The sequence below is a fragment of the Phreatobacter oligotrophus genome, from assembly GCF_003046185.1.
GTDB lineage: Bacteria > Pseudomonadota > Alphaproteobacteria > Rhizobiales > Phreatobacteraceae > Phreatobacter > Phreatobacter oligotrophus.
Window position 1 is genome coordinate 33625 of sequence record NZ_PZZL01000004.1, and the last position, 13405, is coordinate 47029.

Below are 13405 nucleotides of genomic sequence, written 5' to 3' on the forward strand. Positions count from 1 at the left end.
GTCTCACGGGTTCGGGGGCGGCCATTGTGGCGGTTGGCGCCTCTGGCGCAAGCGCCCGTGCATCCGAATGGCCCTGCCGCGTGTACCCCCTCCGATCCCCGAGGAGGACGACATGACGACACGATGGATGAGGGCTGCGGCGCTGGTGGGCCTGATGGCGGCGGGACCGGCGCTGGCCGCCGAGGATTATGGCGCCTGGCCGTTGCTGCGCGACCCGTTTCCCAGCACCGGCGGAGGAGGGGTGATGATCGGCGGTTATGATCCGATCGTCGCGGATGGGCGTTGCCGCACCGCCTTCACGGCGACGCTGCCGGACGGCGCCGTCTATCGCAACCGCGCCGAGTTCGATGCCGTGCCGGCCCAGGGCGGCATCCTCTGCACTAATGGCCGCTGGCGGTCCGAGGATGGCTCGGCCGAGGGCACGACGCCGTTCCGGGTCTTCATTCGTGACGGCGTCAAGCGGATGCCGCCCGACTGACGCTCAGGCCGTGACGCGCGGCCGGTTGCGCCGGCGCTGGACCGGCCAGATGAGGGCCCGCCCGCCGATCCAGCCAAGAAGAAAGCCGGCCATGCCGGCCATCAGGCCCTCGGAGGTCACGGGGACAGCCGGCTCGAAGGCCTGGAAGGCCCGCCGGGCGATGTCGGCATCATGGTCGCGGACGAGCAGCGCCAGGCGATGGAACGGCCCCGCCTCGGCATAGGACTGCAACTGCCGCTGCAGCCGTTCGGCGCGGGCGATGTCGCTCTCGATCTGTTCGCCGCGCTGGCGCACGAACGTGTCCGCATTGGCCTTCAGCCGCTCGAGCCCGGTCTCGCGCGAGATCGCCAGGCGCGCGGCGTCGGCGTCGAAGGCCGCGATGATGCGGGTGAGCTCGTCCACCGCTCCGCCCAGCCGCTGGCGATATTGCTGGGCATATTCCGGCACCTGCGATGCGAGGGTGGCCAGGAACAGCGCGAGGGCGAAGACGAGGCGCTTGAGGATCATCAGCCGGGGCGCTCGGTGGGTGGGACAGGGCCAGTCTAGGGCCACGCTTCGGTCGGGCAACCGTCGCGGACGGAACGTCTCGGGCGGCGGCACGTTCCCCTGACGTCCGCCCGCCGCTCGGGCTTCCATCAGGATCGGAGTGACCCATGACCACCAGACGACAACTTTTCGCTGCCGGTGCCGGATTGGCGGTTCTCGCCACCGGGTCGACCGCAGTGCTCGCCGCCCCGGTCACCGCAACGGCTGTGCCCGTTGACCCGATCGTGACTGGGACTCCGCTGGAGATGCAGAACAACGTCGGCCCGCGTGGCGATGTCGTGCGCCGCGGGAGCCGCGGCTACTACCGCCGCCGCTGGCGCAACCGCGCGATGCGCCGTCGCTATTGGCGCCGCCGGGCCTGGCGCCGCGGCTGGTGAGGGCAGGGGGCCGGTGGTGATCACCGGCCCTTTCCTTATTCCCATCCCGGCGTTGACTTCCGTCCGCCGATCCGCCAAACCCGCGCCCGGATGGGCGGGTAGCTCAGCGGTAGAGCACGTGACTTTTAATCATGTGGTCGAGGGTTCGATCCCCTCCCCGCTCACCATCGTAGCCGGCGCGGGTACGTCGGCCGGGTGAGATCATCCACAATCACGCGTCAGCACACAGCCTCAGCGGAAGGCCGGCGTGACCGCGACGGAGGCCGTCATCTGCGCCGGGGGCGCGGTCAGAACGGCGACCGGCGTGCGCGCAGCGGCGGGACGGCGCACGGGCCTACGGTTCGTCGCGGGCGGCGGTGCCGGAGGCACGATGGCGGCGAGGCGTCCCACGACCGGGTTCGGCGTGTGATCGAGCGCGGCTCCGCTCGCAGCATCGACGCCCATGCCGATCAGTCCACCGGCGAGGATATTGCCGGCGAAGCTGGTGCCGCCTTCCCGCGAAATCTCGGTGCGGACGGCAACGACCGCGTGCTCGAAGCCGTCCTTGCGGAAGGTTGCCTCGAAGGGCTTGTTGCGTTCGATGGCGATCACGCAAGGGGTGACACAGCTGTGTCCGAGCGAGGTGGTGACGACGGCACCGCTCGGTTCGCTGGCGAAAGTGACCTGATTGGTGGTGCCCCGGATGGCCGTCGCGCAGCCGCCGACGGCAACGGCCACGCAGGCCGCTGCGATGATCCTCAACATACTCGTATTCCCCTCAGCCACGCGCATGGCGTGCAGGCGGAAGCTAGGGGCGCGCGCTCCTGCGAATCAACCGGACTTTGATACCTCTCCCGGTTGTTTCAACAGGTTCCTTACAACGAGAAACCACCATCGACGATGTGAATAGCACCTGTCGTATAGGCCGCCTCGTCCGACGCGAGGTAGAGCGCCAGCATCGCCACCTCTTCGGCGGTGCCGAGCCGGCCGATGGGCTGGCGGTCGATGAAGGCCTTGCGGGCGGCGGCCTCGCTCTGGTTGGTCGAGGCGGCGAGCGCCTTGATGCGGTCGTCGAGCGAGGGTGACTGGATAGTGCCCGGGCAGATGGCGTTCGAGCGGATACCGCGGCGAATATAGTCCATGGCCACCGACTTGGTGAGGCCGATGACCGCCGCCTTCGAGGCGCCATAGGCATAGCGGTTGGCGACGCCGCGCACCGAGGAGGCGCCCGAGGCGATGTTGACGATGGAGCCGGCGCCCTTCTGCAGCATGCCCGGCAGGAAGGCCTTGATGGTCCGGTGCATCGACTTGACGTTGAGGTCGAAGGAGCGGTCCCAGTCCGCCTCGCTGGTATCGAGGACATTGCCGTGATGGACCCAGCCGGCGGCGTTGACGAGGATGTCGATCGGGCCGGTCTTGGCGGCGAAGGCTTCCACTGCGCGGGTCGAGGTGACGTCGAGCTTCAGCTTCTTCGCCTTGGGGATGCCCTCGAGCTTCGCCTTGTCGATGTCGGTGGCGTAGACCTTGGCGCCCTCGGCCACGAAGGCCTCTGCGATCGCCCGACCGATCCCGTGACCTGCGGCCGTGATCACCGCCACCTTGCCCGCCAGCCTCTTGCCCATGGTGCTCTCCCGTATCGCCGTTCTCTGCGGCTCAATCGGTTGAAGTCGTGGCATGGGCGCCGCCACGCTGTCCAGCAGCCGGCTACCCGCCGAAGCGTTGGGTGAGTTGCGCGTCGAAGGTCTTGAGGTCGGTGAGAACACGGTCCAGCAGCGCCGGGTCGCGCAGCCGGATGGCCGAATCGATGACGTCGAGGGCGGCCCCGATGGCCTCGGCCTGGCGGCGGAAATCGCCGTCGCCGATGACATCCGCGGCCGCGAAGGGCTCGCAGCGGCGCAGGGCGTAGCGATAGACGGCGGTGCGCGCGATGATGTCGACGCGCGCCTCGGCGCGGGTGAGATCCGGCGCCTGCCGCTTGTGGACCATGAGGGCATCCAGGGCCTGCGCGGATTCGTCGAGGCATTCGACGAGGCCGTAGAGGCCGAGGCTCAGCTTGAGGGTGATCCAGTCGCGCTTCAGCGGGGCGAGTTCGTCCAGCGCGCCATCGGTGCGGCCCTGCGACAGCGCCTCGGCGGCGCGCTTCAGGCGGGCGCGGCCGCCTTCCATCTGCTCGGCGAAGAGGCTGACGCGTGCGGCCATGGCGGGCGGCGCTGCGATCGTCGCGGTCACCGTCTCGTCCCACAGCGCTACCAGCGCCTTCAGCGCCGCTTCGGCTTCCGCCGGGCGGTTGGCGCGCAGGCTCGTGGTGGTGGTGCGATAGAGCGCCTGGGCCTCGGTGAGGCCGCGGACGAGAAGGTCCGTGGTGCGGGCCTCGGCAGCCGTCGCAAAGGCGAGGCCGAGGGCGGCGAGCAGCAGGAGCGGTCGGAAGAACATCGTCACAACAGGCACCTTAGCCCAGATCGTCACGCACCTGCCAGCAGGGCATCCACGCGCTCGCGGCGTGGCATGCCTTTCCGACCGCCAAATTCCGTACATTTCAAGGCAGCCGCCGCATTGGCGAACAGCATCGCGCGCGCGAGCGGCTGCCCTTCGCCGAGCGCAACGGCGAGCGCGCCGTGCCAGGTGTCGCCGGCGCCGAGCGTGTCGACGGCTTTGACCGGGAAGGCCGGGAGATGCACGACCGCGCCCGCGTCCATGTACCAGCAGCCGCGCGCCCCATCGGTGACGGCGAGAACGTTGGTCGCATCCCGCGCGGCATGGGCGAGGGCCACGGCGAGATCGTCGATGCCGGTGAGGTCGCGCAGCGCCTGGGCGGAGAAGCCGACATGGCTTGCGAGCGCAATTACTTCCGGACGGCGGGGCCGGCGGTCCGCGTCGAGAACGGAGGGGATTCCGGCATCGCGCGCCCGGGGCAGGAGGGCGAGCGCCGCCTCGATCCAGCGCGTCTCGGCATAGATGGCATCTGCGCCACGCTCGACGCCCTCGGGGACCAGCGCCGGATCCGTCAGAAGGTCCGGGTCGGAATAGCTCACCACCATGCGCTCGCCGGCATCATCGATGATGACGGCGGAGACGGGGGTGCGATGGCCGGGGCAGCGGCGGATGGCGGATGTATCGATGCCCTCGCGCGCGAACTCCTCGGTGATCATCCCGGCGAAGGGATCATCACCCAGCCGCGCCACCAGCGTCACATCCGCGCCGAGCCGGGCGCAGGCGGTCGCCGCATTGCCGGCAAGCCCGCCGCCCGAGAGCTCCATGCGATGGGTGCGGAACTTCAGCGGCACGGTCGGGATGGCATCGAGGCCATAGACGAAGTCGAGCGTGGCGATCCCCGCACAGACGATGCGGACAGGCTTGGTGGTCATGACGAGGGGCGGGTCCCGACATAGAGGGCGCTCGCCCCGATGGCGATGCCGGATAGCGCGATGCCGATGGGCGGGGCGGTCATCCAGACGATCCCCCAGGACAGCGCCATGGAGCCGATGGCGATGGCCTTGATGCGCGGCGCGATGGCGCCGTTCTGCCGCCACTGCCGCACCGGTGGGCCGAGCTTCGGGTGATGCAGCAGCCACCATTCGAAGCGCGGCGAGGAGCGGGCGAAGCACCAGGCGGCGAGGATGAGGAAGACCGTTCCGGGAATGCCGGGCAGGATGAGGCCGATCACGCCGAGGCCCGTGAACAGGCAGCCCGCCAGGAAGATGATGAACCGGAACGGCCGGGAGATCATGGCTCAGCCCGCCTCGACGAGGCGGATCGCCTCGTTGCGCCCGAACAGGTAGAGCAGATCGCGCAGCGCCTCGCCACGGGGGCCTGCGAGATGCGGGTCCGTCTCGACGATCATGCGGGCATCATTGCGGGCCGTCTCAAGCAGCGGCGCGTGATGTTCGAGCCGCGCGATGCGGAAGCCCGGCATGCCCGACTGCTTGGTGCCGAGCAGGTCGCCCTCGCCGCGCAGCTTCAGGTCCTCCTCGGCGATGCGGAAGCCATCCTCCGTCTCGCGCATGATCTCCAGCCGGCGCCCGGCGGTCTCTCCCAAGGGGCCGCGATAGAGCAGGATGCAGGTCGAGGCATCGGAGCCGCGGCCGATGCGTCCGCGCAGCTGATGCAACTGGGCAAGGCCGAAATGCTCGGCATGGTCGATGACCATGATCGAGGCCTTAGGGACATCGACGCCCACCTCGATGACCGTGGTCGCGACCAGGCAGCGCGTCTCTCCCGCCTGGAAGCGCGCCATGGCCGCATCCTTGTCGGCGCCCTTCATCTGGCCGTGCACGAGGTCAACCGTGGCGCCAAAGCGCTGGCGGAGCATTTCGAAACGCTCCTCGGCCGAGGCGAGGTCGGGCGTGTCCTCGGTCGGCTCCTCGGCCTCCGCCACGAGCGGACAGACCCAATAGACCTGCCGGCCTGCGCTGAGCGCCCGGCCGATGCCCTCCACCACGTCGCCGAGCTTCTCCATGCCGATGACGCGGGTGTCGACGGGCTTGCGTCCCGCCGGTTTCTCGGTGAGCTGGGAGGATTCCATGTCGCCGAAATAGGTGAGGACGAGAGTCCGCGGGATCGGCGTCGCCGTCATCACCAGGAGATCGACCGCATCGCCCTTGGCGGCCAGCGCCAGGCGCTGCTGCACACCGAACCGATGCTGCTCGTCGATGACCGCAAGGCCGAGAGCCTTGAAGGCGACGCCGTCCTGGAACAACGCATGGGTGCCGACAACGATGGGGATCGAGCCGTCGGCGAGCCCGGCCAGCACCGCCTCGCGCTCGCGGCCCTTTTCGCGGCCCGTGAGGATGGCGACCTTGAGGCCGGCGGCCTCGGCGAGCGGCGTGAGGGTGCGGGCGTGCTGGCGCGCCAGCAGTTCGGTAGGGGCCATCAGCGCGGATTGGCGGCCGGCCTCCGCGGCGGCGGCCATGGCCATGAGCGCGACCACGGTCTTGCCCGAGCCGACATCGCCCTGGAGGAGCCGCAGCATCCGCGTCGGCGCGGCCATGTCGCTGGCGATTTCGCCAATGGCGCGCTGCTGCGATCCTGTCAGCGCAAAGGGCAGGGCGGCCTGGACCCGCGCACGGATCGACCCGTCGCCGACATTGCGGTTGCCGGCGGGACGCTTGAGATTGGCACGGACAAGGCCGAGCGCCAGCTGGTTGGCGAGGAGTTCGTCATAGGCGAGCCGCGTCCAGGCCGGCCCTTCCGGCGCGAAGGCCTCGGGGCGGTCCGGCTGGTGGACGGTCCGGAGCGCTGCGGCAAAGGCGGGCCAGGAGTGGCGGTCCTTCAGCCGTGCATCGAGCCATTCGGCGAGCGCCGGCAGCCTGTCGAGCGCGGCCTCCGCCGCCCGCCGCACATGGCCCGAGGCGAGGCCCTCGGTGAGCGGATAGACCGGCTCCATCATCGGCATGGACGCGGCCTGCTCCGCCGTCAGCACCCGGTCGGGATGGACCATCTGGCGCATGCCGTCGAAGAGCTCGATGCGGCCTGAGACCACCCGCGTCTCGCCCAGCGGACACATCTGCTCGATGCGGCCGCGATGGGCATTGAACCAGACCAGCGTGATGTCGCCCGTCTCGTCCGATGCGAGCACCCGGTAGGGCGTGCGGGCCTTGCCGGGCGGGGAGGGACGATGCTTCTCGATCAGCACCTCGACCGTGACGATGGCGCCCGGCACGGCTTCCGCGAGCGTCGGGCGCGCCCGCCGGTCGATGATCGTGTGCGGCAGGTGGAGCAGCAGGTCGATGACACGCGGCGGCCCCTCGGTGCCGAGGACCCGGGCATAGAGGCCTTCGAACTTCGGGCCGACGCCTTTCAGGCTGGTGAGCGGCGCGAAGAGGGGATCGAGTCGCGAGGGACGCATGGCGGCAATCTAGTCCGACCTGCGCGGCGCCGACAGGGCAGGGTGCTGCCGCACCGCCTCGCTTGTGCTGCCTGCCGCGCCTTTGCTAGGGGTGCGCGGCACCGGAAACGTCCCTCGTTGGGGGCCTTCCGGCTTTCGCCGTTGTGCGCCACGCGTACGAAGGGATCCGTCAGGGGTCCCGGACGTATAGGCGTCACAGTCCTGAAGAGGCCCCGATGACCGGAACGACACGCTCCTCCGCCGATCTCGACCCCCGTCGTCGCAAGATCCTGTTCCGGTCCTGGCACCGCGGCACCCGCGAGATGGACCTGATCATGGGTCGCTTCGCCGATGCGCGGATCGGCGAACTGACCGATGCCGAGCTCGATGATTTCGAACGGCTGATCGAGGTGCCGGACCGCGACCTCTTCGCCTGGGTCACCAGCAAGGCCGAGACGCCGGCGAACTACGACACCGCCGTGTTCCGCTCGCTCAAGACCTTCCACAGCGAGGGCAAGGGAGCCTGGGTCGGCTGATGGCCAAGCGCAGTCCCGCCGATGTCGTCGCCTCGCGCGGCCGCCTGACGCTTGCCGGCGTGCCCCAGGGCTTCGACGCGCTCGTCGTCGCCGATCTCGCCCGCCAGCTCCACGCCAAGGGCAACCAGTCCTCGCCGGAGCTGGTGGTGATCTGCCGCGACGGGCCGCGCATGCAGGCCATGGAGACGGCGCTGGCCTTCTTCGCGCCGGGGATCGAGATCCTGCCCGTGCCGGCCTGGGACTGCCAGCCCTATGACCGTGCCTCGCCCAACGGCGCGCTGATGGCGCGGCGGATGCTGACCCTGTCGCGGCTCGCCCGGACGACGGGCCGGGCGACGCCCGCCATCGTGCTCACGACCATCAATGCGGCGCTCCAGCGGGTGCCCTCGCGCGAGCTCCTTGCGCGCCAGTCGCTCTCGGCCGCGCCCGGCAATGTCATCGCCATGGGCGACCTGCAGGCCTGGTTGGAGACCAACGGCTATCTGCGCACCTCGACCGTCCGCGAGGTCGGCGAATATGCCGTCCGCGGCGGCATCCTGGATCTCTTTGCGCCGGGGCTCGACGCGCCGATCCGCCTCGATTTCTTCGGCGACCAGCTCGAATCCATCCGCTCCTTCGATCCCGAGACGCAGCGCACCACCGGCAACCTGAAGCGCCTCGACCTCGTGCCGACCTCCGAGGTGCAGATCACCACCGAGACCATGGTGAAGTTCCGCCTCGCCTATGTGCGGGCCTTCGGCGGCTCGACCAAGGGCGACGCGCTCTACGAGGCCGTCTCCGAGGGCCGCCGCCATCCCGGCGTCGAGCACTGGATGCCGCTCTTCCACGACAAGCTCGACACGCTCTTCGACTACATGCCGGATGCCGGCATCGTCCTCGATGCCCAGGTCGAGGAAGCCGCCAAGGAGCGGCTGACGACGATTGCGGATTACTACGACGCCCGCAAAACCCAGATGGAGCAGGACGGGGCAGGGGCGAACTACAAGCCGCTCCCGCCCGACGCACTCTACCTGACGCCGGCCGACTGGGACCGCCGCCGCGGTGGCGAGGCGGTGGTGAAGCTCTCGCCCTTCGCGCTGGCCGGGGCCTCGGACGGCGCCATGGTCGACCTCGAGGGACGGCGCGGCCGGTCCTTCGCCGCCGAGCGCGCCGATGAGAACGCCAATGTCTTCGACGCGGTCACGGCCCATGTCGCGGCGCTGCGCCAGGAGAAGAAGCGCGTGCTCATCGCCGCCTGGTCGGAGGGCTCGCGCGAGCGCCTGCAGCCCATTCTTGAGGATCACGGCCTGAAGCCGCTGAGGCCCGTGGCGAGCTGGGCCTCGGCGGAGGCGCTGCGCGGCGACGAGATCGCCCTTGGCGTCCTCGGCATCGAGGAGGGCTTCGAGACCCCCGACCTCGTCGTCATCGGCGAGCAGGACATTCTCGGCGACCGGCTGGTGCGCGCCCAGAAGCGCCGCAAGCGCGCCCAGGACTTCCTGTCGGATGTCGCGACGCTCGCCACCGGCGACCTCGTCGTCCATGTCGACCACGGCATCGGCCGCTTCATCGGCCTGAGGACCGTCACCGCGGTCGGCGCGCCGCACGATTGCGTCGAGATCCACTATGCCGGCGGCGACAAGCTCTTCCTGCCCGTCGAGAATATCGAGCTTCTGTCGCGCTATGGGTCGGAGGATGCCGAGGCGCAGCTCGACAAGCTCGGCGGCGGCGCCTGGCAGCAGCGCAAGGCGCGGCTGAAGAAGCGCATCCTCGAAATGGCGGCCGGCCTCATCAAGATCGCCGCGGCCCGCCAGCTCCGCGAGGCCCCGCGCCTCGTGCCGCCGGATGGCGCCTATGACGAGTTCTCGGCGCGCTTCCCCTATGACGAGACCGACGACCAGGCCAATGCCATCGACGCGGTGCTCGAAGACCTTGGCGCCGGCCGGCCTATGGACCGCCTCGTCTGCGGCGATGTCGGCTTCGGCAAGACGGAAGTGGCGCTGCGCGCCGCCTTCGCGGCCGTCATGGGCGGCAAGCAGGTGGCGGTCGTCGTGCCGACGACGCTGCTTGCCCGCCAGCACTTCAAGACCTTCGCCGAGCGCTTCAAGGGCCTGCCGGTCACCGTGGCCCAGGCCTCGCGCATGGTCGGCTCGGCCGATCTCGCCGCCGCCAAGAAGGGCCTCGCGGACGGCACGGTCGACATCGTCGTCGGCACCCACGCCCTGCTTGGCAAGACGATCGCCTTCAAGGATCTCGGCCTTGTCATCGTCGACGAGGAGCAGCATTTCGGCGTCGGCCACAAGGAGCGGTTGAAGGAGCTGCGCGCCGAGGTCCATGTGCTGACGCTGACCGCGACGCCCATCCCGCGCACCCTCCAGCTGGCCATGACCGGCGTCCGCGACCTCTCCATCATCGCGACGCCGCCGGTGGACCGTCTCGCGGTTCGCTCCTTCGTCACGCCCTTCGACCCGCTGGTCATCCGCGAGGCCCTGCTGCGCGAGCGCTATCGCGGCGGCCAGGCCTTCGTCGTCTGCCCGCGCATCGAGGACCTTGGCGATGCCGAGGCTTTCCTGCGCGAGCACGTGCCGGAGGCGAAGTTCATCGTCGCCCATGGCCAGATGGCTGCCGGCGAGCTGGAAGACCGCATCGGCGCCTTCTATGACGGCAAGGTCGACATCCTGCTCTCGACGACGATCGTCGAATCCGGCCTCGACATCCCCCGCGCCAACACCCTGATCGTCTGGCGCGCCGACATGTTCGGCCTTGCCCAGCTCTACCAGCTGCGCGGCCGCGTCGGCCGGTCGAAGACCCGCGCCTACGCGCTGTTCACCCTGCCGGAGAACAAGCCGGTGACGCCGCAGGCGGAAAAGCGGCTGAAGGTGCTGCAGTCGCTCGACACGCTTGGCGCCGGCTTCCAGCTCGCCTCGCACGACCTCGACATCCGCGGCGCCGGCAACCTGCTCGGCGACGAGCAGTCGGGCCACATCAAGGAGGTCGGCTACGAGCTCTACCAGCAGATGCTGGAGGAGGCGGTGTCGATGATGAAGGCCGGCCTCGTCGAGGAAACGGTGGAAGACCGCTGGTCGCCGCAGATCACCGTGGGCACGCCGATCCTCATCCCCGAGACCTATGTCGAGGACCTCGGCCTGCGCCTGTCGCTCTATCGCCGCCTCGGCGACCTCGACACCGACGAGGCCATCGACGCCTTCGCCGCCGAGATGATCGATCGCTTCGGCCCGCTGCCCGAGGAGGTCCAGCACCTCGTCAAGGTCGCGGTGATCAAGGCCTATTGCCGCCGCGCCAATGTCGAGAAGGTCGATTCCGGCCCGCGCGGCATTGTCATGACCTTCCGGGAGGGCAAATTCGCCAATCCGGCTGGCCTCGTCCGCTACATCGGCGAGCAGGGCTCGCTGGCGAAGGTCAGGCCCGACCAGAAGATCGTCTTCATCCGCGACTGGCCGAAGGCCGACGACCGGCTGAAGGGCACGGCGGTGATCCTGCGCAACCTCGTGAAAATCGCTGAAACGAAAAAGGCGGCGTGACGGGCAGGGGGCCCCATCCTGCAAGGTTGCGGGGGTCGGCCGTCTATCGCCCTTGACGGTGAGACAAAGGCGGGACAGAGTCCACCCGTGTTCCAGAACAGGCCCTTCGTCGACCGACGCCGACGCCGCGCGACCCGCGGCGGCGATGCTGTGCCTGCGAGGTTCGGGACAAGGGCGGGTTAACCCGACGTCCTGATCCGCATTCTGAAAGCACCATTCGCCCCGCGACCTCCGTCGCGGGGTTTTTCGTTTTTGGAGCCAGCAATGACCATTACGCCGCTACAGCCCTACGATCCGGCTTATCCCGTCCATATGCAGCTCGCCGCCTACAATGCGCGAGACATCGACGCGTTCATGCCATGGTGGGCTGACGACTGCGAGTATTACGCGTTCCCCTCGACCCTGCTTGCCAACACCGCAACAGCCATTCGGGAGAGGCATGTCGAACGCTTCAAGGAGCCCGATCTGCATGGGAAGCTGCTGACCCGCATCGTTGTCGGCAACATGGTTGTGGACCATGAAACCGTGCAGAGAAATTTTCCCGAGGGCCGCGGTGAGGTGGATGTGATCTGTATCTACCAGGTTGTGGACGGGAAGATCGCCAAGGCTTGGTTCAATATGGGAACGCCTCGCCTCCATTCGCCGAAGGTTTGACCCGGGATGTGCCGGACGATGACCGCTACGCATGGGAGCTGAAGGGCACGGCGGTGATCCTGCGCAACTTCGTCAAGGTCGCTGAAACGAAGAAGGCGGCGTGAGGCAAGGGGCGGAAGTGGTGGCGGGATAGGGGTTCGACAACCCAGAGGACCCCGTTATGACTGCCCTGACCCGCCGCCATTGTCTCGTCCTTGCCGCCGCCGTCCCGCTTGCCGCCTGTTTCGAGCCGGGCGAGCTGTCCGCGCGCCGCGCCTTCATCGCCTTCCTCGAAAAGCGCGTCCTGGCGCCGCAGGGCCTGCGCGTCCCGCGCCCGACCGAGGACGAACTGACCAGCTTCGGCCGCTATGCCGCGCATTGGGAGCCGCTGCGGGTCTATCATCACGAGATGGAGACACGGCTTGCGCCGCTCCTGTCCAATGCCGGCCGCATCCTGCCAGCCCTGCGCCATCCCGAGACCTGGATGAACAAGGTGGCCGAGATCGCCGACAGCCGCCGGCTCCTCGCCGTTGCCATGGAAGGCACGGACGAGCTTGCGCGGCGCACCGAGGGGGAGGTCGCGCGACTGGCGCAGCCCGACGACCTCAAGATGGTCTATGCCCGGGCTTTCAAGAAACTCGTGACCGACGTGACGCCGGTTTTCCGCGGCGGCCTTGAAGGGCTCGACGGCGTGCTCGCCGCCATCGCGGACACGGGCAGCTTCCTTGCCGACAACGCCGGGCGGTTCCGCTTCGCGAACGGGACCATCATCTGGTCCGATCCGGCGCTCCATGCCCGCTTCCAGGCGAAGATCGCCGCCATCGAGACGGCGCGCAGCCGGTTGGCTGCCCTGCATTCGGCCCTGTCCGCCCTGCGCGCTTGAGGTAGGCCGGCCGTTTGGTCGAAGCTTGAGCAAATGAACGGTGAAAGCCTGGGCGGTGATCTGGCGATCCCGTTCAGGCTTCCCTATTTTTACGCTCAGAGTTCCCTTGCCCGTCCCGGCATGAATCTCGCATTCTCGGTGCTAGGGTTTCGCCTTGGAGTGGACACAGCAGGATTGGACTGATCGGGGGTGCCGCTCCACCGGCACGAGAGGACGATGACCAAGGACGCCATGCCTCAAGCATTCCATCCGGTCGGGCCCGCAACGCCGCTGGCCATGGCAGGCAAACGCGACGAGCGCGACCAGGATCCGGGCGGGCCCGGCACCTCGGTGATCGCCAAGACGCGGCCGCAGACCAAGCGCCCGAGCCTCTATCGCGTGTTGTTGCTGAACGACGACTACACGCCGATGGAGTTCGTGGTGCACATCCTCCAGAAATTCTTCAACAAGAATGCCGAGGACGCCACGCGCATCATGCTGCACGTTCACCAGCACGGCGTCGGCGAATGCGGGGTCTACACCTACGAGGTCGCCGAAACGAAAGTGACCCAGGTCATGGACTTCGCCCGCAAGAACCAGCACCCTCTCCAATGCGTGATGGAGAAGAAGTGATTTGCCCCGGGGCCGCCCA

General features: G+C 68.7%; 14 protein-coding genes and 1 tRNA gene. 8 read left to right on the top strand and 7 right to left on the bottom strand.

The window, feature by feature from the left end; translation table 11 throughout:
• Positions 1–112 precede the first annotated feature (112 nt).
• Positions 113–478 (top strand): hypothetical protein, encoded by a 366-nt coding sequence (locus tag C8P69_RS09940; RefSeq protein ID WP_146167313.1) that lies wholly within the window; start codon positions 113–115, stop codon positions 476–478.
• 3 nt (positions 479–481) lie between these two features.
• Here the strand turns inward: C8P69_RS09940 and C8P69_RS09945 are convergent, their stop codons facing one another.
• Positions 482–985, bottom strand: a complete 504-nt coding sequence (locus C8P69_RS09945; protein ID WP_170118198.1) for a DUF2937 family protein — start codon at positions 983–985, stop codon at positions 482–484.
• A gap of 146 nt (positions 986–1131) precedes the next feature.
• Between C8P69_RS09945 and C8P69_RS23860 the strand changes: the two genes are divergently transcribed.
• Positions 1132–1401, top strand: coding sequence for a hypothetical protein (locus C8P69_RS23860; protein WP_170118199.1), 270 nt, complete (start codon positions 1132–1134; stop codon positions 1399–1401).
• Positions 1402–1493: 92 nt separating this feature from the next.
• Positions 1494–1568 (top strand) — tRNA-Lys (locus tag C8P69_RS09955).
• A gap of 64 nt (positions 1569–1632) precedes the next feature.
• On the opposite strand, the gene C8P69_RS09960 is transcribed toward C8P69_RS09955, so the two are convergent.
• From C8P69_RS09960 to recG, 6 genes are all read right to left on the bottom strand, one after another.
• Entirely contained in the window at positions 1633–2145 is a 513-nt protein-coding gene (locus C8P69_RS09960; RefSeq protein WP_211353814.1) for a translation initiation factor 2, read from the bottom strand.
• Between the two features lie 110 nt (positions 2146–2255).
• Positions 2256–3002 carry an SDR family oxidoreductase gene (locus C8P69_RS09965; protein WP_108176663.1) on the bottom strand — a complete coding sequence of 249 codons (747 nt, stop codon included), beginning with the start codon at positions 3000–3002 and terminating at the stop codon, positions 2256–2258.
• A gap of 82 nt (positions 3003–3084) precedes the next feature.
• Positions 3085–3819, bottom strand: coding sequence for a hypothetical protein (locus C8P69_RS09970; RefSeq protein ID WP_146167314.1), 735 nt, complete (start codon positions 3817–3819; stop codon positions 3085–3087).
• 23 nt (positions 3820–3842) lie between these two features.
• On the bottom strand, positions 3843–4745 hold the full coding sequence (locus tag C8P69_RS09975; protein WP_108176667.1) for a PfkB family carbohydrate kinase: 903 nt from the start codon (positions 4743–4745) through the stop codon (positions 3843–3845).
• Positions 4742–5107, bottom strand: coding sequence for a YbaN family protein (locus C8P69_RS09980; protein ID WP_108176669.1), 366 nt, complete (start codon positions 5105–5107; stop codon positions 4742–4744). The genes C8P69_RS09975 and C8P69_RS09980 overlap by 4 nt, the downstream gene beginning before the upstream one ends.
• Positions 5108–5110: 3 nt before the next feature.
• Positions 5111–7225, bottom strand: a complete 2115-nt coding sequence (gene recG / locus C8P69_RS09985) for an ATP-dependent DNA helicase RecG (protein ID WP_108176671.1) — start codon at positions 7223–7225, stop codon at positions 5111–5113.
• A gap of 215 nt (positions 7226–7440) precedes the next feature.
• Between recG and C8P69_RS09990 the strand changes: the two genes are divergently transcribed.
• From C8P69_RS09990 to clpS, 5 genes are all read left to right on the top strand, one after another.
• Positions 7441–7740: an FAD assembly factor SdhE gene (locus tag C8P69_RS09990; RefSeq protein ID WP_108176673.1), complete on the top strand. Its 300-nt coding sequence runs from the start codon at positions 7441–7443 to the stop codon at positions 7738–7740.
• On the top strand, positions 7740–11258 hold the full coding sequence (gene mfd, locus C8P69_RS09995) for a transcription-repair coupling factor (protein WP_108176675.1): 3519 nt from the start codon (positions 7740–7742) through the stop codon (positions 11256–11258). The genes C8P69_RS09990 and mfd overlap by 1 nt, the downstream gene beginning before the upstream one ends.
• A gap of 264 nt (positions 11259–11522) precedes the next feature.
• Entirely contained in the window at positions 11523–11912 is a 390-nt protein-coding gene (locus C8P69_RS10000; RefSeq protein ID WP_108176677.1) for a nuclear transport factor 2 family protein, read from the top strand.
• 160 nt (positions 11913–12072) lie between these two features.
• Positions 12073–12774 carry a DUF3053 family protein gene (locus C8P69_RS10005; RefSeq protein ID WP_108176679.1) on the top strand — a complete coding sequence of 234 codons (702 nt, stop codon included), beginning with the start codon at positions 12073–12075 and terminating at the stop codon, positions 12772–12774.
• 276 nt (positions 12775–13050) lie between these two features.
• Complete coding sequence (gene clpS, locus C8P69_RS10010) at positions 13051–13386, top strand: ATP-dependent Clp protease adapter ClpS (RefSeq protein WP_245902010.1); 336 nt, start codon at positions 13051–13053, stop codon at positions 13384–13386.
• The last annotated feature ends 19 nt before the right edge of the window (positions 13387–13405 follow it).